This is a genomic window from Psychroflexus salis, from assembly GCF_014640175.1.
Taxonomy (GTDB): domain Bacteria; phylum Bacteroidota; class Bacteroidia; order Flavobacteriales; family Flavobacteriaceae; genus Psychroflexus; species Psychroflexus salis.
This window is the reverse complement of the sequence record NZ_BMGL01000006.1, coordinates 1-25,875: the sequence shown is the minus strand read 5'-3', so window position 1 is coordinate 25,875 and position 25,875 is coordinate 1. Positions and strand designations below refer to the sequence as shown.

General features: G+C 32.5%; 24 protein-coding genes, 1 tRNA gene and 1 pseudogene. 11 read left to right on the top strand and 15 right to left on the bottom strand.

Annotation, left to right across the window (positions count from 1 at the left end; genetic code table 11):
* The first annotated feature begins 147 nt into the window (after window positions 1–147).
* The gene (locus tag IEV63_RS05780) at window positions 148–561 is read left to right on the top strand and encodes a DUF4293 domain-containing protein (protein WP_188405845.1); all 414 of its coding nucleotides are present in this window, start codon (window positions 148–150) and stop codon (window positions 559–561) included.
* A gap of 55 nt (window positions 562–616) precedes the next feature.
* Here IEV63_RS05780 and IEV63_RS05775 read toward each other — a convergent pair whose 3' ends face one another.
* The gene (locus tag IEV63_RS05775; RefSeq protein WP_188405844.1) at window positions 617–1,987 is read right to left on the bottom strand and encodes a TlpA family protein disulfide reductase; all 1,371 of its coding nucleotides are present in this window, start codon (window positions 1,985–1,987) and stop codon (window positions 617–619) included.
* Window positions 1,988–2,162: 175 nt separating this feature from the next.
* Between IEV63_RS05775 and IEV63_RS05770 the strand changes: the two genes are divergently transcribed.
* On the top strand, window positions 2,163–3,797 hold the full coding sequence (locus tag IEV63_RS05770) for an ABC-F family ATP-binding cassette domain-containing protein (protein WP_188405988.1): 1,635 nt from the start codon (window positions 2,163–2,165) through the stop codon (window positions 3,795–3,797).
* Between the two features lie 10 nt (window positions 3,798–3,807).
* On the opposite strand, the gene IEV63_RS13120 is transcribed toward IEV63_RS05770, so the two are convergent.
* From IEV63_RS13120 to IEV63_RS05740, 6 genes are all read right to left on the bottom strand, one after another.
* A complete protein-coding gene (locus IEV63_RS13120) occupies window positions 3,808–3,987 on the bottom strand; it encodes a GIY-YIG nuclease family protein (protein ID WP_188405843.1) in 180 nt (59 codons plus the stop codon).
* 47 nt (window positions 3,988–4,034) lie between these two features.
* Window positions 4,035–4,110, bottom strand: a tRNA-His gene (locus IEV63_RS05760).
* A gap of 63 nt (window positions 4,111–4,173) precedes the next feature.
* A complete protein-coding gene (gene bshB1 / locus IEV63_RS05755; RefSeq protein ID WP_188405842.1) occupies window positions 4,174–4,890 on the bottom strand; it encodes a bacillithiol biosynthesis deacetylase BshB1 in 717 nt (238 codons plus the stop codon).
* A 1-nt stretch (window position 4,891) separates the two neighbouring features.
* Window positions 4,892–6,364, bottom strand: a complete 1,473-nt coding sequence (gene nhaC, locus IEV63_RS05750; protein ID WP_188405841.1) for a Na+/H+ antiporter NhaC — start codon at window positions 6,362–6,364, stop codon at window positions 4,892–4,894.
* A gap of 145 nt (window positions 6,365–6,509) precedes the next feature.
* Complete coding sequence (gene fsa / locus IEV63_RS05745; protein WP_188405840.1) at window positions 6,510–7,163, bottom strand: fructose-6-phosphate aldolase; 654 nt, start codon at window positions 7,161–7,163, stop codon at window positions 6,510–6,512.
* Window positions 7,164–7,190: 27 nt separating this feature from the next.
* Window positions 7,191–7,994, bottom strand: a complete 804-nt coding sequence (locus IEV63_RS05740; protein WP_188405839.1) for an SDR family oxidoreductase — start codon at window positions 7,992–7,994, stop codon at window positions 7,191–7,193.
* A 99-nt stretch (window positions 7,995–8,093) separates the two neighbouring features.
* Here IEV63_RS05740 and IEV63_RS05735 point away from each other — a divergent pair, with 99 nt between their 5' ends.
* The 4 genes from IEV63_RS05735 (at window position 8,094) to IEV63_RS05720 (ending at window position 10,311) form a co-directional block, all read left to right on the top strand.
* Window positions 8,094–8,585: a metallophosphoesterase family protein gene (locus tag IEV63_RS05735; RefSeq protein WP_188405838.1), complete on the top strand. Its 492-nt coding sequence runs from the start codon at window positions 8,094–8,096 to the stop codon at window positions 8,583–8,585.
* Between the two features lie 138 nt (window positions 8,586–8,723).
* Window positions 8,724–9,143 (top strand): DUF1801 domain-containing protein, encoded by a 420-nt coding sequence (locus tag IEV63_RS05730; RefSeq protein WP_188405837.1) that lies wholly within the window; start codon window positions 8,724–8,726, stop codon window positions 9,141–9,143.
* The gene (locus IEV63_RS05725) at window positions 9,136–9,597 is read left to right on the top strand and encodes a YciI family protein (RefSeq protein WP_229737191.1); all 462 of its coding nucleotides are present in this window, start codon (window positions 9,136–9,138) and stop codon (window positions 9,595–9,597) included. The genes IEV63_RS05730 and IEV63_RS05725 overlap by 8 nt, the downstream gene beginning before the upstream one ends.
* 171 nt (window positions 9,598–9,768) lie before the next feature.
* Window positions 9,769–10,311 (top strand): hypothetical protein, encoded by a 543-nt coding sequence (locus IEV63_RS05720; protein WP_188405836.1) that lies wholly within the window; start codon window positions 9,769–9,771, stop codon window positions 10,309–10,311.
* A 7-nt stretch (window positions 10,312–10,318) separates the two neighbouring features.
* Here the strand turns inward: IEV63_RS05720 and IEV63_RS05715 are convergent, their stop codons facing one another.
* Window positions 10,319–11,836, bottom strand: coding sequence for a GH3 family acyl-acid amido synthetase (locus tag IEV63_RS05715; protein WP_188405835.1), 1,518 nt, complete (start codon window positions 11,834–11,836; stop codon window positions 10,319–10,321).
* Between the two features lie 320 nt (window positions 11,837–12,156).
* Between IEV63_RS05715 and IEV63_RS05710 the strand changes: the two genes are divergently transcribed.
* The gene (locus IEV63_RS05710) at window positions 12,157–12,882 is read left to right on the top strand and encodes an SDR family oxidoreductase (protein ID WP_188405834.1); all 726 of its coding nucleotides are present in this window, start codon (window positions 12,157–12,159) and stop codon (window positions 12,880–12,882) included.
* An 80-nt stretch (window positions 12,883–12,962) separates the two neighbouring features.
* Here the strand turns inward: IEV63_RS05710 and IEV63_RS05705 are convergent, their stop codons facing one another.
* The 3 genes from IEV63_RS05705 to IEV63_RS05695 all read right to left on the bottom strand — a co-directional run bounded on the left by IEV63_RS05705 (window position 12,963) and on the right by IEV63_RS05695 (window position 14,926).
* The gene (locus IEV63_RS05705; RefSeq protein ID WP_188405833.1) at window positions 12,963–13,829 is read right to left on the bottom strand and encodes a sigma-70 family RNA polymerase sigma factor; all 867 of its coding nucleotides are present in this window, start codon (window positions 13,827–13,829) and stop codon (window positions 12,963–12,965) included.
* Between the two features lie 152 nt (window positions 13,830–13,981).
* A complete protein-coding gene (locus IEV63_RS05700; protein ID WP_188405832.1) occupies window positions 13,982–14,413 on the bottom strand; it encodes a hypothetical protein in 432 nt (143 codons plus the stop codon).
* Between the two features lie 27 nt (window positions 14,414–14,440).
* Complete coding sequence (locus tag IEV63_RS05695; protein WP_229737190.1) at window positions 14,441–14,926, bottom strand: alkyl hydroperoxide reductase; 486 nt, start codon at window positions 14,924–14,926, stop codon at window positions 14,441–14,443.
* Window positions 14,927–14,942: 16 nt separating this feature from the next.
* Between IEV63_RS05695 and IEV63_RS05690 the strand changes: the two genes are divergently transcribed.
* Window positions 14,943–15,731, top strand: a complete 789-nt coding sequence (locus tag IEV63_RS05690) for a tRNA pseudouridine synthase A (protein WP_188405831.1) — start codon at window positions 14,943–14,945, stop codon at window positions 15,729–15,731.
* A 32-nt stretch (window positions 15,732–15,763) separates the two neighbouring features.
* Window positions 15,764–16,723, top strand: coding sequence for a fibrobacter succinogenes major paralogous domain-containing protein (locus tag IEV63_RS05685; RefSeq protein WP_188405830.1), 960 nt, complete (start codon window positions 15,764–15,766; stop codon window positions 16,721–16,723).
* Here the strand turns inward: IEV63_RS05685 and IEV63_RS05680 are convergent, their stop codons facing one another.
* From IEV63_RS05680 to IEV63_RS05665, 4 genes are all read right to left on the bottom strand, one after another.
* The gene (locus tag IEV63_RS05680) at window positions 16,724–17,662 is read right to left on the bottom strand and encodes a LysR family transcriptional regulator (protein ID WP_188405829.1); all 939 of its coding nucleotides are present in this window, start codon (window positions 17,660–17,662) and stop codon (window positions 16,724–16,726) included.
* A 93-nt stretch (window positions 17,663–17,755) separates the two neighbouring features.
* Window positions 17,756–20,206 (bottom strand): replication restart helicase PriA, encoded by a 2,451-nt coding sequence (gene priA / locus IEV63_RS05675; RefSeq protein WP_188405828.1) that lies wholly within the window; start codon window positions 20,204–20,206, stop codon window positions 17,756–17,758.
* A 57-nt stretch (window positions 20,207–20,263) separates the two neighbouring features.
* Complete coding sequence (locus IEV63_RS05670; protein WP_188405827.1) at window positions 20,264–20,635, bottom strand: MmcQ/YjbR family DNA-binding protein; 372 nt, start codon at window positions 20,633–20,635, stop codon at window positions 20,264–20,266.
* A gap of 217 nt (window positions 20,636–20,852) precedes the next feature.
* Window positions 20,853–22,628, bottom strand: coding sequence for a glycoside hydrolase family 15 protein (locus IEV63_RS05665; protein WP_188405826.1), 1,776 nt, complete (start codon window positions 22,626–22,628; stop codon window positions 20,853–20,855).
* Between the two features lie 79 nt (window positions 22,629–22,707).
* Between IEV63_RS05665 and IEV63_RS05660 the strand changes: the two genes are divergently transcribed.
* Both IEV63_RS05660 and IEV63_RS05655 read left to right on the top strand, forming a co-directional pair.
* Window positions 22,708–24,921 carry a bifunctional alpha,alpha-trehalose-phosphate synthase (UDP-forming)/trehalose-phosphatase gene (locus IEV63_RS05660; protein ID WP_188405825.1) on the top strand — a complete coding sequence of 738 codons (2,214 nt, stop codon included), beginning with the start codon at window positions 22,708–22,710 and terminating at the stop codon, window positions 24,919–24,921.
* A gap of 132 nt (window positions 24,922–25,053) precedes the next feature.
* Window positions 25,054–25,875 (top strand): annotated as a pseudogene (locus IEV63_RS05655) (hypothetical protein); the annotation flags it as partial.

The window sequence follows — 25,875 nt, the reverse complement described above, 5'->3', positions numbered from 1 at the left end:
AAGGAGTCTTATAATTTGTGAATGAGATGATTGAAAGTTTTCGACCATCATGCTGATGCAATTATACAACATTATTTTCTTTTTTTTCAAGTAATCCTAAATATTCTATTATTTTTGCACCAATCTAAATAAGTTTAGTAAATAAGCATGATACAACGCAAGCAAAGCCTTTATCTTTTATTTGTTGTTATTTTAAATGGGCTTTTAATAAGCAATTTTATCCCTTTATGGAAAAACCATGAAATGGAGTGGGTGTATGCATTTAACTTTTTAGAGACAACAATTGCTATATCAGTTTCAATTGTTTTTGCTTTCATAAGTATATTCTTATATAAAAATAGAAAACTTCAATTTGTATTAGGAAGATTAAATATTCTTATAAACTTTTTTGCAATAGGATTTTTTGTGTATTCGGCGCTAAACTTACCTGGAGAAATGGAAATTTCAGAGAAAGGTATTGGGGGCTTAATTCCTTTGGTTTCTATCGTTTTTTTAGCCTTAGCTAATAAGGCCATTAAAAAGGATGAAGACCTTGTAAAATCTGTAGACCGATTCCGATAAACCTATTAATCTTAGTGTGTTAGTGAAAATCCCAAGTGTAAACTTGGGATTTTTTTTATTGGTTTAAAAAAGCTAGGATGCTGCTTTCTAGATCGTTACTGTACAACAAATTTGTACAGTTTTTTATAGTTGTATTTTCTGGCGATACGTAAAATACTTTCGATAAATAATTAATGTATAAATCTCGATCTTTATCTTTTCCTAAGACCTGAAATTCATATTTTCTATTATACTTATATTGTGTAAGTGTTCGCTCCCATAATTCTCTATTGTTGTAATCTACGTTTATACCAATAAATTGAACTTCTGGAAATTTTGCTCGTAAATCTTTTATTTTAGTTAACCTTTTTTGATGAAGAGAAGTTGAGTTAGCCGTCCATAAATGAAGAATGGTAGGTTTATTAGCTACTATTTCTTTAAAATTAATTTTATTGAAATCTGCGTCATACACCGAATGGTTTTTTAACGAGTTTCCGATTAGGTAATTTTTTTGAAAGTCGGCTAAACGATGATAGTATTTCAAATTCTCTTCATCTAGATTAATACCATCAATAATTCGAAGTGTTGTTTCAATTTCTTTTGCTGTGTTCGATTGAATAATTTCTCTACGAACAAATCGTTTTAAAAATTGACGGCGGACTTCATTGTCTTCAAAAATTTTGTTGGCTAATTCTATGCGTTTATGCAAATTTTGAAATGAATTTAATTCAAAACAATCTTTTTTATTTTCACTTTGAGCGCAATCTTCAATCGACTTGTTTTTTAAGTAATTATCTAAAAAACGAAGATATCCAAAGTGAGAACTTAAATTTTCTTCATTAAAATTGATTTCCTTTCTAAACGAAAAAAAGTTAAACTCATCGAGTTGATGCGCTTTAGAACTAAAGTACTTTTGAATTAAAAAGGCATACCGTTCTTTCATGTCGTAAAACTCAAAATTGATGCTTTTTTGAGCAATTTCAACAAACATAGGACTTAATGCATGTTTGTTTTGTAATTCGTTGAGCTTTTGTAATTGGATGTTTTTAAGGGAATCTGTGATGTTTAAAAATTCATCAACTTCAATTTTATAATAGGATAAGATTAAATCGTTGTTTTTTTCATTTAATAAAAAATTATCTATTAAAAAATTATTTTCAACGGCAGAGTCAGCATCGTAAACTAAACTTTCGTCAAATTCTAGCGTATTAATGCGCAATGCAATGCTGTCTCCTGGTTTTGCATAAAACATTTGTGTTTCAGCTCCGTGCTTGATAGAAAACATGGCTTCATTCTTTTGAGTGTATTCATAAAAAAATTTTCCATTAGCTTGGAGTTCAACAGTATCTAATAAATTTCCATTTTGGTAAAAAATTAAAGTATGGTCTAATGGGTTAACAATCTCACCATAAATTTTTGTTGAAGATGGCTCGTTATTATCTGCCATACAAGCCGTGAGTAGGAATAAAATGAAAACTAAAAAGAACCGCATATAAATTTATTAGCAAAGCAAATATATGTTTAGTATTAAGTTAAGGTTGTTAATCCGCCGTTAAAAGACAAGTTTGTTATCAGTTTCTATAACCCAAAATAATTGTCTATTTTTGCAAAAAATTTTAGCTATGCTTTCAGTCTCTAATTTATCGGTTCAATTTGGAAAACGCGTTTTGTTTGACGAAGTAAACACCACATTTTCAAATGGAAATTGTTATGGTATTATCGGTGCAAACGGTGCGGGAAAATCTACTTTTTTAAAAATAATAGCAGGTAAACAAGAACCTACTTCTGGAAATGTGCATTTAGAACCCGGTAAACGTATGTCTGTATTAGACCAAGACCACTCTAAATACGATAATTTTACAGTATTGGATACCGTTTTAATGGGAAACGAACCCCTGTATAAAATTAAAAAAGAGATGGATGAAATTTATGCCAAATCTGATTTTGATGAAAAAGATGGCGAACGTGTTGGAGTCTTACAAGTAGATTTTGAAGAAATGGACGGTTGGAATGCCGAAAGTAATGCTGCATCCTTGCTATCTAATTTAGGAATAGATGCAAGTTTGCATTATACAGCAGTAAAAGATTTAGACGGGAAACAAAAAGTAAGAACTTTATTGGCTAAAGCTTTATTTGGAAATCCCGATGTGTTAATTATGGATGAGCCTACCAACGATTTAGATTATGAAACCATTTCTTGGTTAGAAAACTTCTTAGCCAATTACGATAATTGTGTTATTGTAGTTTCTCACGACCGTCACTTCTTGGATGCGGTTTGTACACATATTTCAGATATAGATTTCGGAAAAATCACCCATTATTCTGGTAACTATACATTTTGGTATGAGTCTTCTCAATTAGCAGCAAGACAGCGAGCTCAACAAAATAAAAAAGCTGAAGAAAAGAAAAAAGAGTTGCAGCAGTTTATAGAACGATTTAGTGCAAATGTTTCGAAATCGAAACAAGCTACATCGCGAAAAAAAATGATCGAAAAACTCAATATTGAAGGAATTAAGCCTTCTAACAGAAGATATCCAGCTATTATTTTTGAACGTGAGCGAGAAGCAGGAGACCAAATACTACATGTTGAAAATTTACAATCATCATTAGATGGCGAATTGCTTTTTAGTAAAATTGATATCAATTTAAACAAAGGAGATAAAACCGTAATCTACTCTCGAGATTCTCGAGCTACAACTGCTTTTTATCAAATAATAACAGGAAATCAAGAAGCTGATGCTGGAAAGTACCAGTGGGGAATTACAACCACACAATCCTATTTACCTAATGATAATAGTGCCTTTTTTGAAACTGATTTAAGCTTAGTTGATTGGTTAAGACAATATGCAAAAACCAATGAAGAACGCGAAGAAGTATATATTCGTGGATTTTTAGGAAAAATGCTTTTTAGTGGAGATGAAGCATTAAAAACCTGTAAAGTTTTATCGGGTGGAGAAAAAGTGCGTTGCATGATGAGTAGAATGATGATGATGAGAGCCAATGTTGTAATTTTAGATGAACCAACCAATCACTTGGATTTAGAATCGATTACAGCTTTTAATAACTCCTTGAAAAACTTTAAAGGAAATATTTTATTTACCACCCACGATCATCAATTTGCCCAAACGGTAGCTAATCGCATTATTGAAATCACCCCTAACGGTGTAATTGATAAAATGATGACATTCGACGAGTATATGTCGGATAAAGCCATTAAAGAACTACGGAATAAAATGTACGAAAGCGTTCCTGCATAAAATTAAATATTTAGGATAACTTCAAAATAAAGTATCCAACTGCAGCAATCAACATCCAAGGAACACCTTTTTTAGTGAATTTTTGGTATCTATTGTTATGTTTTTTTAATCGGTTTTGAACATGATTAGTTTGACCTATGTAGTGCTTGTTTAATTTTTCAGAAAATAGAATGTATGTGTAGAATTTCATCTGTAAAAAAAATACCCCTTTCTATAAAAAAAAAAGGGGCATTTTAAGGGTGGAAGATGGGTCTCGAACCCACGACCTCTGGTACCACAAACCAGCGCTCTAACCAACTGAGCTACATCCACCATGTTTGCTTCTTAGCGATTGCAAATTTAGAATTAATTTCGGATTGAAAAAAATATTTGTTGATTAAATTAAATCAAAAACAGAATCAACTGCAGGATATTTTTCAAGGGTAAAGCCTTCGGCATGTTCAGTTCCGATTAACCGACCTAAATTTTGCGAACGGTAGGTTACACTTTCTAAAAAATTAGATGAAGAAATTGGTGTTTCGGGTTCGTTTGTGTTTTGTGTGTAAAATTGGCTTTTATAAGCTTTTACAACCTTGAGTTTTTTCTCCATAAATCCTGAAATATCAATTACAATTTCGGGTTTAATTTCTTTCCATTGAATATAGTGTAATACTTGTTTTGGTCGCCAAGCTTCTTGAATAGAACTATTTTCTTTTGTTATTAACTTTCGTAATCCACTTAAAAAACAAGCATTACTTACCAATTCACTAGCTCTACCATGATCTATGTGGCGGTCTTCAATTGCATTACAAAACACAATTTCTGGTTGATATTTTCGAATTACTTCAATAATTTTATGTTTATGCGCTTCGTCGTTAGTAACAAATGCATCTCTAAAGTTCAGGTTTATTCGTATTTCTGCACCGAGCATTTCAGCAGCATTTTTTGCTTCCTTAGTACGAATTTCTTTACTACCCCGAGTTCCCATTTCGCCCTGTGTTAAATCAATAATTCCCACTTTTTTGCCTCGCGAAATTTCTTTAGCTAGAACTCCTGAGCAACTTAATTCCACATCGTCCGGATGAGCGCCAAATGCTAAAATATCTAGTTTCATATTATGCTTTTTTAAGTTGTCTAATCTTAACGTTAAAGGCTGCGAAAAGTAAGGTCATAAACGGACTTACATAGTTAAAAATGGCATAAAAAAAGTAATCTGCTACAGGAACTCCCAAAACACCACTATGGTAGGCACCACAAGTGTTCCAAGGAATAAGTACAGAAGTTACGGTTCCAGCATCTTCTAATGTTCTACTTAAATTTTCGGGCGCTAGGCCTTTTTCTTCATAAGCTTTGCTAAACATTTTCCCAGGCACTACAATGGCTAAGTATTGATCTGATGCGGTTAAATTAATAGCTAAACAACTAGAAACTGTACTAGCAAAAAGACCAAATGTAGACTTAAATAATTTTAATAATCCTTCGCTAATTTTCGTTAATGCACCAATTGCATCCATTACGCCTCCAAAAACCATGGCGCATAAAATAAGCCAAATAGTAGGTAACATTCCTTTCATGCCGCTAGCTTCAAATAATTCTTCTAATATTTTTAAATCAGTTGGAATCTTAATATCGACTGTAATAGCATTCATAATTCCTTTGTAAGCGTTTGCTGTGTTCCAAATTGTTTCATCTGCGGCAATTAAAATTAAATTGGGCTGTAGTATTAAAGCTAAAACTGCTGCGGTAAGTGTACCTGAAAGCAATGCGATTAATGGGGGTGTTTTCTTTATGATTAAGAAAATAACAAAAGCAGGAACTAAAAATAACCATGGAGAAATTAGAAAAGTAGTATCTAATGCTGCTAAAATTTCAATTGTATCAGCTTTTCCAGTACTATCTTGTGTGAATCCAATAATAATAAATGCAATTAAAGCCACCGCAAAACTCGGTACTGTGGTTAGGGTCATATATCGAATGTGTGTAAATAAATCGGTTCCTGCCATAGCTGGAGCCAAATTGGTAGTATCGCTTAAAGGAGAAAGTTTATCGCCAAAATAAGCTCCCGACAAAATAGCACCAGCAGTCATCCCTAAGGATATATCTAATGCGTTAGCAATGCCAATTAATGCAATTCCAACTGTTGCAGAAGTAGTCCAACTGCTTCCGATAGAAATTGAAAGCACAGCGCAGATTACTACGCAGGCTGCCAAAAATATAGTAGGATTTAAAATTTGTAACCCATAATAAATCATAGTTGGAATAATTCCGCTAATAAGCCAAGTTCCTGAAAGTGCACCAACCATTAATAAAATTAATAGTGCCGTAGAAGTAGACTTTACATTTTGTGAAACTTCGGCTACCATATTTTTATAGGGAACTTTATTGATGAAACCAATTATTACTGCAACTGCTGCACCCATTAATAAAATAAATTGATTGGAGCCTTCTAACGCAGCATCTCCAAATACAAAAACATTATAAGCCAGCATACTTACTAATGCAAAAACAGGAATTAATGCACTATATGTACTTAAATTGGTATTTTGAATAATATCTTGATTTTTAGAATCTGAAGTTTGACTATCCATAGGCTTTTACAATTGTTGTCAAGTTTACGACAATTGAATCGAAACTGCAAGACTTAAAGCCTATTGAATATAAATAGCTTGATGGTACAACATAAAAAAAGCTAGCAATTCTATGCTAGCTTATCGTTTATCAATTCAATATAAATTACTGATTTTTTTTATGGTCTGCTAGAAATTTTTCTAAACCAATATCGGTTAGTGGATGTTTTAATAATCCTTCGATAGAAGATAAAGGCCCAGTCATAACATCAGCACCAATTTTTGCACAATCAATTACGTGCATGGTATGGCGAACTGAAGCAGCTAAAATTTGAGTTTCAAATCCATAATTATCATAAATATTTCTAATTTCAGCAATTAAATTTAAGCCATCTGTAGAAATATCGTCTAATCTTCCAATAAATGGTGAAACATAAGTGGCTCCTGCTTTAGCTGCTAATAAAGCTTGACCAGCTGAAAAAACTAAGGTGCAATTGGTTTTAATTCCTTTATCAGAAAAATACTTTAAGGCTTTTACACCATCTTTAATCATAGGTATTTTAACTACAATTTGTGGGTGTAGTTTCGCCAAAGCTTCTCCTTCTTTTACCATTCCATCAAAGTCGGTTGAAATAACTTCTGCACTTACATCGCCATCTACAATTTCGCAAATATTAATATAATGTTGAGTTACGTTTTCTTCACCTTTAATACCTTCTTTCGCCATAAGCGAAGGGTTGGTAGTTACACCGTCTAAAATACCTAAAGCTTGTGCTTCTTTAATTTGGTCTAAATTTGCAGTATCGATAAAAAACTTCATTTAATTTTGATTTTATTTTGAACAAATTTACAATTTATAATGCTTAGCTAACATCTTTTCAAAAACTTTATTCGGTAAAATTCCTTTTAAAAAAACAGAAAATTTCTGTAATGTGCTTCCTACCTTATAATTTACTTTAGGGTGTTCTTTTTGAATAATTGTATAAATGGTTTTTGCAACTTCAATTGGGTCGTTAGCTTCATTTACATGGGCGTTCATTAGTTTTAAAGACTCTGCGTAGGCTTTGTAATAAGTAGATTCCTGATTCGGTTTTACCGTAAATCTACCAGAAGCAATATTGGTAGCAAAATCGCCAGGTGCTAGGCATGAAACTTTAATTTTAGTATTTTTTAATTCCAAACGCAGCGCTTCCGTTAAGGTAATTAAAGCCGATTTGCTTGCTGAATAATACCCGCGAAAAGGCAAACCCATATAGCCAGCAATTGAAGTAATATTAATAATTTGTCCATTAGGCTGCTTTTGCATATAATGTAAAACTTCTTGGGTGAGCTCCATAACTCCAAAAAAATTAGTTTGGAAATGTTCTTTTGCTGCTTCAATTGGTGTTTCTTCAACAGGTCCTGTAATACCAACTCCAGCGTTGTTAATAAGAATATCCAGCTTGCCTTCCTTCTGTATAATTTGATTTACTGCTTTTTTAATGCTTACCGAATCATTCAAATCAAGTTGAATAAATTCGACTTTATTTTGACTTTCTATATTCGAATTTCTACTAGTACCATAAACTTTGAAATTTTTTTCGACTAAAAATTCAGCTGTGATTTTACCAATTCCAGATGATGCACCTGTGATAAGGATTACTTGAGGCATAAACTATTTTTGCGCAAATATCTAAATTTAAAGCTAGATATACTATTGACATTATAATATAGCTTAACCTGTTTACTTATTTTTGTTGAAAATATAAGAATGAAAATATTATTGCTTAGCGATACACATTCGCATATAGATGATAACATATTGAAATATGTTGAAAAAGCCGATGAAGTTTGGCATGCAGGAGACATTGGCGATTTAAGCGTTACTGATGCTATTCGCGAACGGAAACCTTTACGAGCTGTTTATGGTAATATTGATAGTTATGCTATTCGAAATGAATTTCCCGAAAATCAACGTTTTGTAGTTGAAGGTGTTGATGTGTGGATTACTCATATTGGCGGCTATCCTAAACGATATTCACCCAAAGTTAAAAAGCAAATTTATCACCATCCACCAAAATTATTTATTAGCGGACATTCACATATCTTGAAAGTTATGAATGATAAAGAATTAGGTTTATTGCATATGAACCCTGGTGCTGTTGGTATTCATGGTTTTCACCAGAAACGAACTATGCTTCAATTTGAAATTAATCAAACTAAAATTGAGAATTTAGCTGTTATTGATTTTGGAAAACGCTAGTTTTGGTACTCTAGTTAAATGTAAAACTTGAAACAAAGAACAAAGGAATAGAAAAAAGAACAATAAGTTAAGTTAGAATTATAAATCCAACTTATCGGTTAAATTTAATAAGTTCGTCTACATAAATTAAAACATACAATGAGTAATAAAACCCAACCAACAAAAGCATCTGTTTCTGATTTTTTAAATCAAATAGAAAACGATACTCAAAAGCAAGATTGTATTAAATTAAATCATTTTTTTAAAAAAGTATCTTCAAAAGAACCTACACTTTGGGGTTCTGTGATTATTGGATATGGCGATTATCATTATAAATACAAAAGTGGTAGAGAAGGCGATTGGTTTCAATTAGGCTATTCGCCCAGAAAAGCTTATACTTCGCTTTATGTCTACCACAACACACCTGAAAACAAAAAATTGCTAGAAAAATTAGGTAAATTTAAAATGGGAAAATCTTGTATAAACATCAAATATTTAGAAGATATCGAACTTTCTGTTTTAAAAGAAATTTGTCTAAATAGCATTCAATTTTTAAACGAAACGTATACCGATGAATAGTTTAAAAGTTTATGTTTTTACCTTGGTAGTTCTTTTTGCTATACAATTAACAGCACAAAAAACAAATCCAAATTACAATTCAGAATTAGCCAAAGAGCTTGATGCAGATGCATACGGAATGAAGATGTATACCTTGGTATTATTACATTCGGGCAAAAATACAGATACTACTGAAACCAGGAGTTTAGCTTTTGCTTCGAACATGAAAAATATAAATAGGTTAGTTGAAAACGAAAAATTGGTAGTGGCTGGTCCTGTGGGTGAAAATGATTCAGATTTACGGGGGATTTTTATTTTAAGTACAACCAATTTAGATGAAGCAAAATCCTTATTAAAAAACGATGCTGCTATTCAACAGAATTATTTATCAGCTCAATATTTTCCTTATTATGGTTCTGCTACTTTACCTAATTATTTAAAAGCGCATGATTTAATTTGGAAAGAAAAGCCTTGAAAATACCTGCCGTTTTTTCTTAATGTTTTATAAATTGAATGGATTATGGTTTACAAAACTTTACATTGAAATATGGTTTCTAAGTTGTTTAAGCATATTCAATTTAATTTGTTGAAGCTTCCTATAAAATGGATTCTATTTTATTTTCTATTTAATTTCAGTATCACTATTATGGCACAAAAGTATATTTATCCAAGTTTAATATCAAGCGAAGTAGAAACGGCTTTAAGTTATTACCCACAACTTAAAAACGTAGCAATTACATTTAAATTCAAAAAAGATATTAAAAAGTCTACAATGCAAGCTCAGCCGAGTTTTTGGAGTCTTTTAAAATCAAGAGAAAATCGTTCTTACTTTATTTTAATCAGTAAAAAGTTTAAAATATCAGATCAAGAATTTTCTACAAAAAATATTCCTTCTGATGTTTTAATTGGATGGTTAGGGCATGAATTGGGTCATGTAATGGATTACCAGCATCGAGGAAAACTAAATTTAATCTGGTTTGGTATAAAATATTTATTATTCGATAAACATATTGTTGAAGCTGAACGTGTAGCTGATACTTACGCTGTAATTCAAGGAATGGAAGATTACATTTTAAAGACCAAAAATTTTATTTTGAATCACGCTGATGTTAAACAAGATTACAAAAGACGCATTCAAAAATATTATTTATCTCCCGAAGAAATTATGCAAATTGTTCAAAATCGATAATTTAATTTTAAACAAAATCTTCCCATTCTGCAAACTTATCTTCATTCATAACTCGTTCCATTTTAACCTGTCCGCCTTTCTTTTTGTTTCTGGCATTCCAATTATAAAAGACATTTGGTTTAATTAATTTTACTTTTACACCATGCAGCGCTTTGGTTCTCGCCACTTTATAGTTTTTGTTTGCTGCTTTTAATACTTCATCTAATTTTTCAGCAATTTTAGTTTTGTCTAGTTCCGTATTCGATACCCCCAAATACCAAAAGTGGTAAAATTCGCCATCTTCTGCACGTTTTGCACAAATGGTATATTCTGAAATTTCTATATCAAATACATTTTCTAGCTTTCGCATGGCATCGTCCATTTTATGAACTGAAAGTTGGGAGCCAACTGTATTTAAGAAAAATTTTGTTCTTCCAGTAATTTTAATTTCGGCTTTTTCAATATTCGTAAATTGAATAGTATCGCCTATGCTGTAACGCCAAATACCACTTACTGTGCTTATTAATAACACATAATCGGTGTTTAATTGAACATGCTCTATATCAATACAAGGTGCGTCAGCTTTTAGCGAACCATCTTGTTCGATGTGTTCTGGTTGAAATGGGACAAATTCAAAAAATATTCCATTATCGGTAAGCAATTGCATGCTATCGGTTTCAGGTCTGGTTTGTAAGGCAATAAAACCTTCTGAAGCCAAATATGTGTCTACTACTTCAACGTGTTTTCCCGTTAATCTTTTAAAGCTTTTTTCATATGGACTAAAAGCTACACCACCAGTAGTATATACTTTTAAATTTGGCCAAATTTCGTGAATGTGTTTTACATTATGGTAATCGATTACTTTTTGCATCATTAATTCCATCCACGAAGGAATTCCGCTTAAAGCGCCAATATCCCAGGATTTTGCATTTTCAGCTATTTTTTGAACGCGCTCATCCCAATTATCTATTTTGGCAATTTCTTCGCCAGGTTTATAAAATCCACGAAACCAAAATGGAATTCTACTTGCGCTAATTCCACTAATTTCGCCTTCTAAATAATTATTGTTTTGTTCTAGGTGAGTCGAGCTTCCCAACATCATAATTTCTTTTTCAAAAAAATCTGCTGGTAAGTTGAAGTTTTTCATGGCTAAAATTTGCTTAATACCTGCATTGCGAATGGCTTCTACCATAGCTTCAGTAACAGGAATGCGTTTACTGGTTTTTCCTGTTGTTCCCGAACTTAATGCAAAATATTCTGGTTTGCCTGGCCAAGTAATATTTTCTTTTCCTTCGTGAAGTTTATGCCACCATTCAGTATGCATTTTGTTGTAACTAAAATAAGGAATACGTTTTTTGAAATGATGATAAGTAGAGTTTTTTTGAAGAATTTTGCTAAATTGATAATGCTTTCCGAACTCAGTCTCTTTTGCTTTTTCAAGTAAAAATCGCAAACTTTCTTTTTGATTTTGAACGTGATTTGCCTTAGAAGAAATTGAACTTCCTAAGTTAATTACACCCTTAATAATATTTCCAATTATAGTCATATTTCGTATCTTTAATTATCTCATCAAACAACTCTAGTATACAAATTTTTTTATGAATTTCCTATTCAATCTTTACTGATTAAGATGTTGCTATTCAAATTCATAATTATCCATTAAAAGCCTTAAAATTTATTAATGCCTAATGAACTATTGAATTTTAAAATTTCACACTATTAGCCCCAACAGTTTTTAAAACCTTTAGGCCTTAGATTTTGCTTTTTATTAGTCAATAAGTTTAGTTAAGCCATTTGAAGGTTAAATCTTTTTTAAACGCTGTTTCATTTCTTGTTTGAGCAGTACATTTATTCAAAAATTAAATTATGCAAGAATTAAATGGAAATGCAGCCATAGTAACTGGTGGAAGCAAAGGAATTGGTTACGGAATTGCTTTAGAATTATTAAATCAAGGAGTAAATGTATTGATAACTAGCCGAACACAAAGCAGTGCAGATGAAGCTGCAAAATCTTTAAATGAAGCTTCAACAACTTCAGCAAAGGCTATAGGAGCTGAAGCAGATGTTCGCAATTTAGCCGATCAAGTAATAGCGGTTAAAAAATGTGTAGACACATTCGGAAAACTAAATTATATGATTGCCAACGCAGGTTTAGGACATTATGAAAATATAATTGACTTAACCGATAAACAATGGAATGAAGTAATTGATACAAATTTAACAGGCGTTTTCTATTCTATAAAATCTTCAGTTGAAGCTTTAAAAAAGACGCAAGGTTATTTTATTACGATTTCGAGTTTAGCCGGAACTAACTTTTTTGCTAAAGGCTCGGCCTATAACGCCAGTAAGTTTGGTGTCACTGGATTTACGCAGGCAGTAATGTTAGATTTACGCGAACACGGAATTAAAGTTTCGACGATTATGCCTGGTTCGGTAGCTTCACATTTTAATGGAAATACACCCGATGAGACGGATGCATGGAAGATTCAACCCGAAGATATTGGCGAATTGGTAGTAGATTTGTTTAAAATTAACCCAAGAACTTTACCGAGTAAAGTTGAAGTAAGACCGACTCGACCAGACTTAAAATAAGTTTTTTGCTTACTAAGATTCCACAAAAAAGCCTTTTGTTTAAATAACAAAAGGCTTTTTCATCGGAACAAATCAAAAATCTATCCGAGATATTTTTTTAACATTTTATTTTTAGACTGATGCTTTAAGCGTCTAATTCCTTTTTCTCTAATTTGGCGGACACGTTCTCTGCTTAAATCAAAAGTATCTCCAATTTCTTGGAGTGTCATGGCTGGCTGATTGCCAATTCCATAATTTAAACGAATAACATCGGCTTCACGTTGCGAGAGTGTATCTAAAGCACGGTTAATTTCGATGCTCAACGAATCTTGCATTAGCTTGTCGTCTGGATTTGGTGATTCTGCTGAACTTAAAACATCGTATAAATTCGAATCGTTTTCACCTTCTTTAAAAGGTGCATCCATAGATAAATGTCTTCCTGAATTTTTTAAAGCCACTTTTACTTGCGACTCACTCATTTCTAATTCCTTTGCAATTTCGGAAGCAGAAGGTGGTCGTTCATTAACTTGCTCAAGATGCGAATACATCTTGTTAATTTTGTTGATAACGCCAATTTTATTAAGTGGTAAACGTACTACACGCGATTGTTCTGCAAGTGCTTGTAAAATAGATTGTCTAATCCACCATACTGCGTACGAAATAAATTTAAAACCGCGAGTTTCATCAAAGCGCTTAGCTGCTTTTACTAAACCTACATTTCCTTCGTTTATTAAATCGGGTAATTTTAGACCTTGGTTTTGGTATTGCTTTGCAACAGAAACAACAAATCGTAAATTAGCATTGGTTAACTTTTCTAAAGCAACTTGATCACCTTCTCTAATTCGCTGCGCCAATTCTACTTCTTCTTCGGCGGTGATTAAATCTACTTTACTAATATCTTGTAAATATTTGTCTAAAGACTTAGATTCTCTATTGGTAACCTGCTTGGTAATTTTTAGCTGTCTCATAAATTTTTTATATAGTTCTACTACAGTTTGACATTATACATAAAATATATCAATATTCCAAATTTTAGCATCATATTTTCTTATAGTGTTATTGGTTTCATACTAAGTAAAATTTGTAATCATTTGACTAGTAATCTTATATGCAGTTTATATTAGATAACTAAATGATGAAAAAGATTAGTGTTTAACAAGCCAATTATAAAAATTAATGTCCATAAAACCAACCGAAGCCAGTTTGCTTTTTCAATGTTATGCAAATACGTAGCATTATATTTTTCTGCATTTATTTTTTGATGTAGCGGAACAAAATAAACAAAAGTGCTAATCCATGTTAATCCAACTAAACCGAAATGAACAGCATTTAAAAGGGAAGCTTCAAAAAAAGCTAAATACCCAGATAAACTTAGTTGACTTAGCATTAGGGGTAAAACTACGTAAGTTATATTAGGTGTGTAAATGCGATGCCAAATTTTTAAACCTTCCTTATTGAAGTATTTAAAAGCAGGATAAATGCATAATTGAACTAAAAAAATAAGAACTACTAATCCAAAATCGATTATGTTTAAATAAATTTTCAAATCCATTTGAAGCTTTTTTCTTCGATATTAAAATTAATCATGCTTTAATTTCCAGTGGTATTCAGTATGCACTTTCCATAAAATGTAACCAAAAGGAATCCACCAGATAAAATCGTTAGTTATTAAGGTATAAAAAAACTCAAAAGGAACTAAATCTTGTACGTAATTCATTACAAAACCTATGGGTCCAAATATTTTCCCTAAAAACCCAACGGCAACTATGGGCCAATGTTGTAAAGGTGAATAAGAAGCCCACCAATATCCTAAGCCGTAGACGCCAATTACCATCCCCATGCCTTGCCAAATAAGTAATTGGTTTGGGATTTCCATACCTACTAATTCAAAAAAATGAGTTGGGAACAAAACTACCCAAGCTCCCCAAAGTAAATTATAGATAGCTGCAATTTGTAAAGTAAGTTTCATTTTTTTGGTCAAAATTACATTGCTTAAGTCCAACTTATCTTTAAAATTTAGCCAAATTTTAGTAGGATCATTTTTTGTAAAAAACGTAGCTTGCATCTTAAATGTTTAGGTTATGAAACGCTTAATGAATTATTATTTAATCGAATTACAATACCTTGGCTTTCGCTATCATGGATGGCAAAAACAACCCAAAGTAAAAACAGTAGAAAACCAAATTCAAAAAACTTTAGGTTTTGTATTACCAAACATCAGGACCAAAGTTATTGCAGCTGGGCGAACAGACGCCATGGTTTCTGTACATAAAACTTACGTAGAGTTGTTTGTGTATGAAGCTGATTTACCTCAAGATTTTTTTGAATTATTTAATTATAATTTGCCAAGCGACATAAGAGCCGTTTCAATTAAAAAAATAGACGAAAAATTCAACATAATTCAACATCCTAAACAAAAAGAGTACCTTTATTTTTTTACTTTCCCAGAAAAAATTCATCCATTCTGTGCGCCATTCATAACCTTAATTCAAGATGATTTAAATTTGGAATTAATGCAAGAAGCCGCCCGATTATTTGAAGGTGAACACGATTTTTATTCCTATGCTTTTCGACCCAAACCCACGACTCAAACTTTGGGAAATATTACGTATTGTAGAATTGAACCAAATACGATCTATACAGCAAATTTTTTTCCTGAAAAATCCTATGTATTGCGCGTAAAATCTTCAGGTTTTAAAAGAAATCAAATACGATTAATGATGGGAGTACTAATTAATTTAGGAAAAGGGAAAATCGATTTAAATTTTGTAAAGCAAAGCTTAGATGGTAGTAAAAAAATAAAATTAGAATATATAGCACCGGCTTCTGGCTTGCAGTTATATGATGTTCACTTTACTCAAAATTTTTAATGTAAATTAGCAGTTCATAAAAAACAATTGCTTTGCTTAAACCTAAATTAAAATTTATAATACACAGTTTTGTTGTATCTATTTGCTGTTTAATTTTCATTTCCTGCAATTCTGATGATGATGCATTAAATAATGAACCTGCTATTGAGTTTCAATTAACAGAAATATATTCCATTAGCCAAACAAGAGCGTTTGCCAAAATAGAATCGGCAAACAACGATGCAATTTTTCAATTAAAGTTGTCTACTGTAGAAGGAGAAGAAATCTGGTTTGATGTAGCTGCAGACGAAATTAATTCACTTTGCAATTTAAGCATGGAAACCACCTATCAAGCCAAGATTTTCGCCAATTTAAACAATAGAGCAATCGAAGGAAATAGTCTTGTATTTGAAACTGATTCCGTTGGAATGGACCAGTTAACAGAAGTAATTGAAGTGACCAATCCAATAACCGGAAGAACATGGATGGATCGAAATTTAGGAGCTGAGCGAAGTGCGGTTTCAAGGAACGATAATCGCGCCTATGGCGATTTGTATCAATGGGGAAGAAGAGCTGATGGACATCAAAAAAGAGATGCAAATACAACTGACCAACAAGCTCAAGTAATACAGCCAGAACACGGAGATTTTATTATGGGAATGCTAGTTTGGAATACGTCTGGAAATGATCAAGTATGGCAGCATATCGATTCGCCTAATAATCCATGTCCATGTGGTTTTAGGTTGCCTACGCCAGATGAATTTGCTGAAGAAATTAATTCTTGGAATTCTCAAAATGCAGATGGAGCATTGCAAAGTGTTTTAAAGTTAACTATGCCAGGTTATCGTGGTCATACTAACGCTGTGGTTGCATCTGAAGCTTTGTTTGGCTATTATTGGTCTTCAGAGAGCAACAATACAAACGCTTTTGATATGGGAATTAACCAAAATTCTGCACAAGTAACCAGTCACACACAAGCTGGTGGAGCTTCTGTTAGATGCATAAAAAACTAATTAATTGGTTTTTGGGCTCACAATTTTTACATTTTGAAAAGCAATAGCTCCACGAACAACTCCACTAATTACTTCGTGTAATTTATCGATAATTTGCATTTTTAATTCACTTTTATGATGAATTAAACTTACTTCTCTAGCTGGGTTAGGTGCTTCAAAAATTCGGAGATTTTGTTGGTGTTTTTCAGACAAATCTAAGGTGTGTAAATAGGGTAGAAGCGTCATACCCATACCTTCATTGGTTAATTTAATTAAAGTTTCGAAACTTCCACTTTCTAAATTAAAAGAATCATTTTGCAGTAATTTATTGCTTTTACAAATGTTTAAAATATTATTTTTAAAACAGTGTCCGTCTTCTAACAGCAGCAATTCGTCTGGGTCTAAATCTTCTGGTGTAATTTTTTTCTTTTTAAACAGCGGATGCGATTGCGGAATAAACCCTACAAAAGGTTCGTAGTATAATGGTTTTTCAAAAATATCATCTTCGTCTAAGGGAGTGGCTGCAATAGCTGCATCAATATGTCCATCTCGCAAGGCATTTATGATGGCTTGCGTTGTCATTTCTTCAATTTTTAAATTTACTTTAGGGTATTTGTTTACAAAGTTTTTTAGAAACATAGGAAGCAAAGTAGGCATAATTGTAGGAATAATTCCTAACTTAAATTCGCCACCAATAAAGCCTTTTTGCTGGTCTACAATATCTTTAATGCGATTACTTTCGTTAACTATATTTTTTGCTTGTTGAACTATGTTTTTACCAACTTGAGTAAGTAAAATGGGTTTTTTAGATCGGTCAAAAATCTTTACTCCTAACTCTTCTTCTAATTTTTGTACCTGCATACTCAGGGTAGGTTGCGTTACAAAAATCTTTTCTGCTGCTTTGGTGAAATTTTTATATTCAGCTACTGCTAAAACATAATGTAGTTGCGTAATGGTCATAATTCAAAAGTTTGATACAAAAATAAAAAACTATAAGAGAAATTTATATATTTAACTTTTAATTATTTATTAAATACGTCAGTTACAGGAAATTTAATAGGGATCTACATTTACAACTACTCTAATACTTCTAAATTGACCAACAGCTTCAAAACTACTTAATACTTTTTGTATAATTTTTTTAGATTTGATTATGGATTGATTTGCAGCAATTTTTAATTGAATATTTTTATGATATTTATTTTTAATTCTTGATACTGCAGGAAATTCAGGGCCTAAAACTTGTTTTCCAAAACTTTGTTTTAAATAGGTTGCCAACCAATCTGATGCTTCGTTTACACGGTTATAATCCCTTCCTTTTAAGGTAAATTTTACCAATCTATAAAACGGCGGATATGCATGATTTTTGCGTTCGTACAATTGTTCTTTAAACATACTTTTAAAGTCGTTGGTAGTAACTTGTTGCAAAATTTGGTGATACGGATTATAGGTTTGTATTAATACAGATCCCTGATTTTCGGTTCTGCCTGCTCGACCTGCTACTTGGACAAGTAACTGAAAACAACGCTCAAAAGCTCTAAAATCTGGAAAATTGAGTAAGCTATCAGCATTCATTACACCTACTAAATCTACATTTCTAAAATCGAGTCCTTTAGTTAGCATTTGTGTACCGATTAACACATCTACTTCATGATTTTCGAAAGAGGAGATAATTCTATCGTATGCATATTTTCTTCTTGTGGTATCATGATCCATGCGTTGTATGCGCCAATCAGGATACAATTCTTGTAATTCGGTTTCGACTTGTTCGGTGCCAAAACCCTTAGTAGAAATGTCTGGACTGCTACAGGCCAAACATTTGGTTTGCATCGCCATGCTGTAGCCGCAGTAATGGCAGCGTAATGAGTTATTATGTTTGTGGTAGGTTAAACTTACATCGCAACTTGGGCATTGTGGAGAATGTCCGCAGGTTTTACATTCTAATATAGGCGAAAATCCACGACGATTTTGAAATAATATGGCCTGCTTTCCATTTTCAATACAGGTTTCTAAAGCTTGTAAAAGTGGTTTTGAAAAATGCCCTTTCACTTGTTTTTTTCTGCCTAATTCTTTTAAATCGACCAACTCAATTTTAGGAGGCATTACATTACCAAAGCGTTTATTTAATCGAACATAAGCGTATTTTTGGTCTTTTACATTAGCCAGACTTTCTAAACTAGGAGTTGCACTCCCTAACAAGGTTTTTGCCTTAAAAAAATGAGCCAAAACAATGGCTGCATCTCGTGCGTGATAACGTGGTGCTGGGTCAAATTGTTTAAAACTTACTTCGTGGGCTTCGTCTACAATAATTAATCCTAAATTTTTAAAAGGTAAAAACAAAGAAGAACGTGCACCAATTACAATTTTACCCTTGCTTTGCTGCAGTACATGTCGGTACACTTCAACGCGTTCATTTTGTGAATATTTACTGTGAAAAACCAAAACTTCATCTCCAAAGAAGGCTTGCAAGCGTTTAATGAGTTGCGTAGTTAATGCAATTTCGGGTAGTAAAAAAAGAACTTGCTTTTCTTGTTGAAGCATTTTTTCGATTAACTGAATATAGATTTCTGTTTTGCCAGAAGAAGTTACACCATGCAATAAGCAAACTTCTCTGTTTTCAAAACCTTCTTCAATTTGTTGCATTGCATCCTGCTGCGCTTCCGAAAGTTGAAAAGATGCTCTTGTTTTTGCAACTGCAAAGTCAATACGGTCTTGCTTGATGAGGTATTCTTCAAAAATATCTTTCTTAATTAAAGCTTTTACTACCGATGTTGAAACCCCTGCTTTTTCGCTTAAATCATTACTCGTAATAGGTTTTTTTGTTTTAGCTGAAAAATTAAAGTACTTTAATAAGGCTTCTTTTTGCTTCGGAGAAGAACTTAATGTGTTCAATAAATCGGGTAGTTTTTGTTCAGTTGAATTGGCTTCAGTTAAGCGAATATATTTTTTAAGTTTGGGTTTATATTTAATATTTAATTCTTGGTTTAAAATTAAAATTCCTTTTTCAGCCATGCGTTTTACCATAGGCAAAACCGTTTTTTTATCTAAAATTTGCATGACTTCATGAATCTTTAGCACATTTTGTTTTTGAAGTGCTTCATATAACAAAAACTCTTCATCGTCTAAAGCTTCAGCCTTAATTTCAGTTTCTTTATTCCATTCTATTACGGTTTCGCTTTCTAATAAAAAAGCGCTTGGTAAGGCTGTTTTCATTACTTCGCCCAAACTACACATATAATAGTCGGCAATCCATTTCCAAAAACGCATTTGATTTTTGGTAACCAAAGGCGCTTCATCTAAAATTTGCTCGACGGGTTTAGTTTCGTAGTGTAGTGGTTTTTGTTTGTGCAGTTGTATGGCTAAGCCCGTGTAAACTTTCGATTTTCCGAAAGGAACCGCTAAGCGCATACCTAATTCAATTTTATCTACTTCTTCATCGTTTACTTCATAAGTAAATAGTTGTTTTAAGGGAAGCGGTAAGATAACATCTATGTAATTAGACATAAGTTGAAATTGAATGTGTAAAGATAAAACTTAGTTAGCGTATGCATATATTTATCTTTATTTTAATTGAATTTCTTCTCGCTTCTTTTTCGGCAATTTGCTCACCACTAAATCATAGCTCTGATCTATAAAATTTTGAATTTGTTGAAGCGATAAGTTAGGTCCATTCACCACCACAGTATTCCAATGTTTTTTATCCATATGGTAGCCCGGGAAAACTTCGTCTGGATATTTTTCTCTAAGTTGAATTGCTTCATCTGGGTTGCATTTTAAATTGATTCTGTGCTCGCCAGCTTCCCATTTTTTAAGCGAAGCGAGGGCGTACATTTTACCAGCTACTTTAAAAACCAAAACATCTTCATCGAACGGAAAGCTTTCTGTGGTTTGAGCTTTGCTTAGGCAGTAGGTTCTGTATTCATCAATTTCCATAAATCGAATTTAAGTAGAAAATTTTTAATATTAGTTTTTAAAATTCATTTTCAGGCTTAACCAATTACAATTTTCGTTGACTTAAAACAGGATCAGTCAAGATTCAATCTTCGCAAAGCGAGAACAGCAAATCAGTAATCAAAATTTCCAAATCCTAAATTAGCAATCCCAAATCAACAATCCCAAATCAGCAATCTCAAATCAATAATCAACAATCCTAAACCAGCAATCCTTTATCAAAATTCATTGCTGTTTCAATTAAAGCCAAATGCGAATAAGCTTGTGGAAAGTTTCCGAGTAATCGCTTGGTTTTAAAATCGATGTCTTCACTAAATAAACCCAAGTGGTTGGAGTAGGAGAGCAGCTTATCGAATTGCTTTTTGGCTTCGGTTTCTTCACCAATTTTAAATAAGCTATTGATGTACCAAAAGGTACAAATGGTAAAGGATGAACTTGGCAAACCAAAATCGTCTTGATTTTTATAGCGGTATAAAAGTCCGTCGTTCATCAATTCGTTTCCGATGGCTTTTACTGTACTTACAAATTTGGGGTCTTTAGGTTCAATAAAACCATAGGTTTGCATTAATAATACTGATGCATCTAAATCGCTTGAAAAATACGATTGGGTAAAAGCTTGTTTTTTATCGTTCCAAGCATGGGTTAAAATGTCTGTTTTTATTTCTTGTTCTAATTTACTCCATCTTTCTAGCTTAGATTCTTTGTTTAGAATTTTTGAAACTTTTATAGCTCGATCTATAGCGACCCAGCATAAAACTTTTGAAAAGGTAAAATGCCTATCTTCGGTTCTAAATTCCCAAATGCCTTTATCGGGTTCTTGCCAGTGTTTGCCAACTACCCAAGCGATTCCTTTCGTAATGTTCCAGAGTTCTTCTATATTTTCTAACTCCTGATTTAAGTTGACAAATTCTTGGTAAATTACATCCATTAAAATACCGTAAATGTCGTTTTGTTTTTGCGCATAAGCCGCATTTCCGATTCGAACAGGTTTAGAATTTTTGTAGCCACTTAAATGGGTAAGTTGTTTTTCGGTAAGTTCCTTTTCTTTATTTATACCATACATAATTTGCAACTTCTCATCTTTGTCTGGTACTAAGTCTACAATAAAGTCTAAGAAATTTTTAGCCATGCGTTTATGTCCGAGTTGCGAAACTACTTTAACTACCATAGAAGCATCGCGAATCCAGCAAAAACGGTAATCCCAATTGCGCACTTCGCCAATGGTTTCGGGTAAGGATGTGGTGGCCGCTGCTAAAATAGCCCCTGACTTTTCGTAACTCAAAAGCTTCAAGGTCATGGCGCTTCTTCTAATTTCTGAGTTGTAGTAAGAAAATTGGGGTGTTTTTTCTATCCAATTGTACCAATACACTTTTGTGCGATCCAATTCTAATTGTAGACTTTCCAAATTAGGTAACTCAATTTTTTCATTGTAACTCAATAAGAAAAAAGTGTTTTGTGTGAGCTTAATTTTACTCCCTTGTATTACTTTTTCTTTATCTAAATTAGTATATAAAAAAAGCGAATCGAATTTTTCTTCTTCGGTTAAACTCACAATAAAGTTATTCTTTAAATAGGTCTTCGTTTCACCAAAAGCATATTCTAATTTTGGGGTGTAGTTGATGCTCAGTGTAGGTTCACCTTTCAAAATATTTATCAATCGAATAATTTCTGGTGGCGAGTGGTATTTTTGATTTTCTTTTTGATAACGAGGTAAAAAGTCAATTATTTCAAAAGATGCTTCAGTTGAAGCAAATGTAGTTACCAATATACAGGTGTTTTCATGGTATTTTTGACTTATGCTGTACGATGAATCGACTTCGAAAGAAAATTGTCCACCTTTTTCTTCATCTAAAAGCTTGGCAAATACCGATGCAGAGTCGAATTCGGGTAAACAAAACCAATCTAAAGAGCCAGTTTCAGAGATTAATGCAGCCGTTCTACAATTGCCTATAATTCCATAATTAAGATTATTCATGTAATTCGGTTTTTTCGATAATAAAATTATACATTTGGCTAAAGTATAGAAAATAATACATAAAAAATCCATTTTTATTATGAATAAAACAATAATTGTTTCAAATAGATTGCCTTTACAAGTTCAAGTAAACGAAAGTGGAAAAGTTACTGCAAAGCCTAGTGTTGGTGGTTTAGCAACAGGAATGAAATCGGTACATCGCGATAGCAATGGAATTTGGATTGGTTGGTCTGGCGTTAAAGATGAAGATTTAACATTAGAAATTGAAACAAAAGTTAATCAAGCTATAGAAAAGGAGCAATGTATTGCGGTTAAATTAAATGAAAATGATTTAGATAATTATTATTACGGATTTAGTAATCGTACATTGTGGCCTTTGTTCCATTATTTTTTAGAGTATACCGAATTTGATAAAGGATATTGGGAAAGTTATGTTGAGGTGAATAAAAAATTTGCTGAGGTAGTGATTGCTCAAGCTGAAGAAGGCGATACCATTTGGATACATGACTATCAATTGTTGCTTTTACCTGCTATGGTGAAAGAAAAAAATCCTAATGTATCTATCGGATTCTTTTTGCATATTCCTTTTCCTTCTTATGAAATTTTTAGAACATTTCCTGCGCGTAAAGAAATTCTAGAAGGGATGCTAGGGGCAGATTTACTCGGTTTTCATACCTACGATTACGAACGTCATTTTTTGAGTTCAGTTAAACGAATTTTAAGTTTAGAAGTTAACTTTAATGAAATTTCTTATGGAAATCGAATAATAAAGGTAGACTCTTTTCCTATGGGAATTGATTACGATAAATTTAAAAATGCAGCTTTACAGCATCAAAAACAAACAGAAGTTGAAAAATCTGAAATTCAAAAAAGATTAGATCAGCATCTAAAGGAAGAAGCTGGTGTAAAAATGATTCTCTCCATAGATCGCTTAGATTATACCAAAGGAATACCTAATAGAATTAGGGCATTTGAATTTTTCTTAAAAAAATATCCACAATTTAAAGAGAAAATCCGATTGATAATGCTAGCAGTTCCATCCCGTTCTGAAGTGCCACAATATCAATTATTAAAAAAAGAAACCGATGAGTTGGTGGGGAGAGTCAACGGAGAATTCTCCACAGTAAGTTGGACGCCTATTTGGTATTTTTACAGAACCATGCCATTCGAAAATTTAATCGATTTGTATACATCTTCCGATGTGGCTTTAATTACACCTGTTCGCGACGGAATGAATTTGGTGGCTAAAGAATATATTGCCACGCGAACAAAAGAAGATGGTGTTTTGGTTTTAAGTGAAATGACAGGAGCATCAAAAGAATTAGATGATGCCTTGCTAATAAATCCTTATAATTTTGGTGAAATAGCCAACACGATAAAGCAAGCTGTAGAAATGCCAAAAGAAGAGCAAAAACGTAGAATGAAAGCTTTGCAGAAACGTGTTTCTCGCTACAGTGTAGAAAAATGGGCAGGAGAATTTATAAATTCTTTGAAAAACGTAAAACAGAATTTAGCTGATGTTATTGATGCGCAGGCTATTACTAGTCAAAAAACCAATGAGTTCAAAAATATAATGCAAAGTAAGGAAAGTAAAGTTTTGTTTCTAGATTACGATGGTACTTTAGTTAGCTTTCAGAAAAATCCACAAGATGCTATACCCGATGAAGAACTTAAACAGCTTATTGTACAACTTACAGAACAACCCTATACAGATATAGTTATTATAAGTGGAAGAGATAAAAAAACATTAAATACTTGGTTAGGCGATTTGCCCGTTAGCTTAGTGTCAGATCACGGTGTTTCTTATTTACCAAAAGGAAAAGAATGGAAAAATCTTGAAACTTTAAAAACAGATTGGAAAGAAAATGTAATTCCTGTAATTGAAAAATTTGTAGATAATACACCAGGAACTATTTTAGAAGAGAAAAAGTTTTCTGTAGCTTGGCATTATAGAAAAGCAGACCCAGAACTTGCACAGCGCCGATTAGTTGAAATTAAAACCGTTTTAACAAGCTTTATTTCGAATACCGATTTAACCTTATTAGAAGGAAATAAAGTTATTGAATTAAAAAGTAGTAAAGTAAGTAAAGGTCGGGCTAGCTCATTAATTTACAATGAAAAAAAATATGACCATGTTTTTGCCTTAGGAGATGATTGGACTGATGAATTTATGTTCGAAGATTTACCAGAAAAAACAATCAGTTTAAAAGTAGGACTCAACAAAACTAAAGCAAAATACTATGTAAACTCACCTAAAGAAGTAAGAAGCTTTTTATATAATTTGGTTTCTTAATAATAATAAATTTGATATCTCTACATACTTGTTAATACTAATTATTTTATTGATTGTATATTTTTTTTAATAATTCTTTACATGTTAAGTTAATTTAGTATAAATTTACGCTGAACAATTAAAATAATTAACATGAAGAATTATTTACTTAAAAAAAATTCAATTCGGTATTTAACATGCATTGTGTTATCTGTCTTTGGATTTTCAGATTTTTTTGCACAAAACCTTAACTCAGATGTAGGGAGCGCGACAGGAAATTTAGTTAATGAGGATGTAGTTATAAACCCAACTACATCAGCACCAACTCCAACAGCAGAAGCTGCAGATGTAGTGTCTTTTTATTCAGATGCTTACACAGATGAAGCTGTTGCTAATTACGATCCAAACTGGGGTCAACCAGGCCACACATTGGTAAACACTACTTTTGATCCAACTGGAAGCGGAACCGATTTTGTTTTAGCTTATCCAAACTTTACTTACCAAGGTACAGATATTGGCTCAAATTTAGATTTATCAGCCATGGATTTTTTACATGTAGATATTTGGGTTGCAGATGGTACAGACCGTCAAGTAAAAGTAACTCCAATTAACAATGGAACAGGACCAACAGAAGTTTTGGTTGAAATTCCTTTAACACCTGGTTCTTGGAATAGCGTTGCTTTGCCTAAAGCTGATTTTGGAGGAATGACTTGGGATTCAGTTTTTCAATTAAAATTCGATGGACAATTTAATGGTGATGGTTCTGCCAACACTACTCCGTTCGATGTTTATGTAGACAATATTTACTTTAGTCAAGAGTCTTTATCAGAACCTGGATGTTTGGTAGATCAGTTTGGACAATGGCCTGGGTCTACATTTACTCCTAATCCAGCATTAGCAGATGGCGAGACAGCACAGAATATTACTACTGCAGGATGGGCTGGTGAATATTCGAAAGTAAATGTTGTTGATGGC